Annotated in this window: 4 protein-coding genes; 2 read left to right on the forward strand and 2 right to left on the reverse strand. The window is 61.3% G+C overall.

Annotated elements, in window-relative coordinates:
* The coding region (locus tag VGI36_10740; protein ID HEY2485619.1) for a hypothetical protein at window positions 1-1,636 on the forward strand (1,636 nt) is incomplete at its 5' end.
* A gap of 511 nt (window positions 1,637-2,147) precedes the next feature.
* A complete protein-coding gene (locus VGI36_10745; GenBank protein ID HEY2485620.1) occupies window positions 2,148-2,408 on the forward strand; it encodes a hypothetical protein in 261 nt (86 codons plus the stop codon).
* 430 nt (window positions 2,409-2,838) lie between these two features.
* Here VGI36_10745 and VGI36_10750 read toward each other — a convergent pair whose 3' ends face one another.
* Window positions 2,839-3,057, reverse strand: a complete 219-nt coding sequence (locus VGI36_10750; protein ID HEY2485621.1) for a hypothetical protein — start codon at window positions 3,055-3,057, stop codon at window positions 2,839-2,841.
* An 87-nt stretch (window positions 3,058-3,144) separates the two neighbouring features.
* Complete coding sequence (locus VGI36_10755; GenBank protein HEY2485622.1) at window positions 3,145-3,375, reverse strand: hypothetical protein; 231 nt, start codon at window positions 3,373-3,375, stop codon at window positions 3,145-3,147.
* Between the last annotated feature and the right edge of the window lie 91 nt (window positions 3,376-3,466).

A 3,466-nucleotide genomic window follows, 5' to 3' on the forward strand; every position in this document is an offset into this window, starting at 1 on the left:
CTGGCGTCTGATTCCTCCTAAGCGAACGGCTCGTAAGCCCGGTAACGTCATTACCTTCAGCTGGACCGCAATTCTGTCGTATGGGGGCATCGGACTGGAAGCTGCCGAGGATCCTGAATGGACCGCAAAGCTGGCAGAGCAACAAGCAACGCTGGCGGCCCAACATGCCTGCTTCATCGGCCGGCGTTATCCGGAATGGATGGACGGGCTTATCGAGGCCCACCCGCAGGCTGTCGTTCCTATCATCAAGAAGGAGATCGCCGAAGAGTGGGATTCGGCAAACGAATTTCACGCTGAGTATCTTGATCGTTACTCAATGCCGTCCGTCGCTATTCCGATCCCGGTGCAGCCCGTTCTTGCCGAGGTGCTTTTTGCAAAGGGGTCGCCTCTGGTTCGCAAGCTAGAGCGTGGTGTTCGCGTCGTCCAGGGCTTGTCGCTGGATACCCGGCAGCGCGGAAGGCTGACGCGCCTCTCGCGGAAGCGATTGGCTGCTCACGCTGCTGCCGGACAATCAGAATACGTAACCGCGCATTTGGCGCTGCTCATGGTGTTGGACCCGGATCACGCAATTAAGGTCCTCGCCTGGTGGATTGATAGTGCCGGGGCTGAGGCAGGTAACCGCGCACAACAAGCCCTTGGTGCCTTATTTGATCGGCATGATCCACTTGTCTCTAGCGGTTTGGAAAACGCATCGATCCAGAGCCTTCGAGCATTTTTGCGGCTCGCTTACGCCCACGTACGGCCCGAACATGATGTCGTCCATCAAGGGGCCTACTCGGCCGGCCTACGCGATAGAGCTGAAAGCGCGCGCGATGCTGTTCTGACGATCCTGCTTCATCGGCCGGGTGCCGATGCGTTTCGGGCGATGCGCGCGCTGGCAGACGATCCAATTTTCCGCCTTCGGGCGCGCAGGTTTCAAGAACTCGCGCGAGAGAAGGCGGAACGCGACTCTGAACCACCCGCCTGGACCGAACGCGAAGTCGTCAGCTTTGAAATGCAATGGACCGCGCCTGTGAAGACCGGGGCCGACTTGTTGCGCCTCCTCATGGGCATACTCGACAATATTCAGCATGACCTCGTGCATGGCGATGTAACCACTCGCCCACTACTCCAGAGGGCAAAAGACGAGGACGAGGTGCAGAACTGGATCGTGGAGCAAATCAATCACCGTTCACGCGGGCGCCTGCACGCGCATCGGGAGACCCAGGTTGCGTTGGGCGATAAGCCCGATGTGATTGTGGCCTCGACAGCAGCGCCGTGCGAGGTGGCGGTCGAAATCAAGCACGGGGGGATGGGCTGGACGGCGAGGCAGCTTGAAAGCGCCCTTCGCTCCCAGCTTGCGGTCGATTACCTCAAGCCTGCTCATCGCCGTCATGGCGCCCTTGTCATCACCCATCACGGAGCGCGAACCTGGCGTCACCCGGATACGGGTGAATCAATGACGTTCGACGTTCTTATGCAATGGCTCTCGAGCATTGCAGAGACTTTGATAGAAAACCCGAACGGGGCGATCGAAATCTGGTGTCAGGGTATCGACGCTTCTACTCCTGCTGCAGAGCAATGGCCTGGGCGCCGGCGATTTGGCAGAACCGCGCCGTTAGCTACTGGGCATGCAACGCCTCAGCGGGTCACGTAGAACACACTTCACCGTGAAGCTATTTCTGACCGTTTCGCGTTGCGACAGCTATCGCAGGTTCGCGGGCATGCTGAACTGCCGAGTGCAGGTGTCTCTCGTCCTCACTAAGCGGCCGGGTTTGGGCATGACTCGCCCTGCTGGTCTACGGCAACGAGCCGCCGTTAAGGGTCGAACTTTGCCGTTCATAATAAGGACTGCGGCCGGCCCCGCATCGATTAAATCCCTAATCTCGCGGATAACTGGCTCTAACATGCAACACCTCCGGTGGCCTGCACACTACGATATGTCGAAGCTTTCGCGAGGCTTCTGCCCGCGTCAGTGCAAGCGATGGAGTTTCCTTCGGACCATCGCGAATGACCAGCCGGTTGTCGGCAACGCGGATCGCGGGGCCGGTGCCACTGACGGCGACGACGCCGTTGCGGATGGTGCAGTAATTCGTGTCGTCGGCGTGCATGGTCCAGGCTATCGCCCAGCCCGCTGCGCGATTAATCGCAATCTTCGGAGATGACGGATGATCTACGTGATGATGCTGTGCAGCGCTGCGCTCGGCTACTGCGCGACCGATGGCGGGATCAGCACCGGTTTTTTCGGGACGGTCGACGAATGCCGGAGCGAGGCTCGACTGTTCAACGACAGGCTGCGCACCCTGTCTCAGGCGCGAGAGGCGCACGAGGCCATGGAAACCTTGAGCGGCAGCCCGGCGAGCCCGGCGCTCGCTGCTCGTCTGGAATACCGCTGCTTTGAGAGACCGGGCTGGCAGCCTGTGCACTAGCGCCTCGCCCCCGCCCTCTTCGCCGCCCGCCAGCGCACGCCAACCCCGATCCCCCTCCCCATCGCCCGCCCTCGGACGCTTTCGATGCATCCAGCGCCCCGCTCCGTCGCCGGCTGGCGCTATCCGCGGCCGGCGCAGCTCGACCGGGCGCGGCTCGACCCGGCGCAGCTCGCGGCGCTTCGACCGGCCGGCGCTTCGACCAACAAAACGCTCGTTTGGTTATTGCGCGGCACTGGCGCGACACTGCCGCAGTATCACCCTCGCACTGCCGCAGTGAATTTCCAATGACTGGCTCGCACTGGCGCAGTGAATTCCAGTGGATCGCGACATAGTATAGCCCAAGTAATCGCGGACCGGGCGTCAAATAATCGCGCGGACGCGCGGGCGTTTCGCGGTTGCACCTAAGGTTCCTGACCGGAAATGCCTGCATCTAGGGGTTGAGCAAAGGGTGACGCCCCCTCCGGGTCCCCCCGGGCATCAGGTACCCGCCTTTGAGATCGATCACCTGCGCGTCGCCGCTGGTGCTGTCCGCCTCTCCGCTAGGCAGGATGGCGCGGATGCGGCCATCCTCGATCAGCACGGCAGTATCCGGCCGTAGGTTGGGCTCGACGCAGTCGATCAGGTTCGCATGACAAAGGATTGTCTTCATGAAGGCTATTCAGGCTGAAATCTGATGAAAGATCCTCGCGTGGTGTCGGTGATCCAAGAGCGATCTTTGTAGACCAAAGTGCCAGCTTCACCAGCGCGCAGTGGCGCTGGCTCCGGGCGCGACGACCGCGTCCGTCAGGGCAGACTCATGCGCCATGTGGTCGTAGCTCTTGGGGGCAAACCACAACGGGTAATCGCCGAAGCGGATCAGCGGGTATTTCGCCGGTTTATTCGCCGAGCGGCAGCTCGGCAGGCATTCGATCATCGTGTCGTGATCGGGGTCGCAGAAGAACGGGATTGCATAGCGGACCTCGCCCAAAACGTTGCGCGCCCGATGCGGCGTCGCCAGAAACCGCTCGTTGGTTTAGCGATGCAGGATGTCGCCGCCGTTGACGACGACATAGGCGCCC

This window comes from Candidatus Binataceae bacterium, assembly GCA_036495685.1.
GTDB lineage: Bacteria > Desulfobacterota > Binatia > Binatales > Binataceae > JAFAHS01.

Excerpts from the sequence above, each read along its gene's own strand:
- VGI36_10745 (HEY2485620.1), top strand. The coding sequence starts at position 2,148 with ATGATCTACGTGATGATGCTGTGCAGCGCTGCGCTCGGCTACTGCGCG.
- VGI36_10750 (HEY2485621.1), bottom strand. The coding sequence starts at position 3,057 with ATGAAGACAATCCTTTGTCATGCGAACCTGATCGACTGCGTCGAGCCC.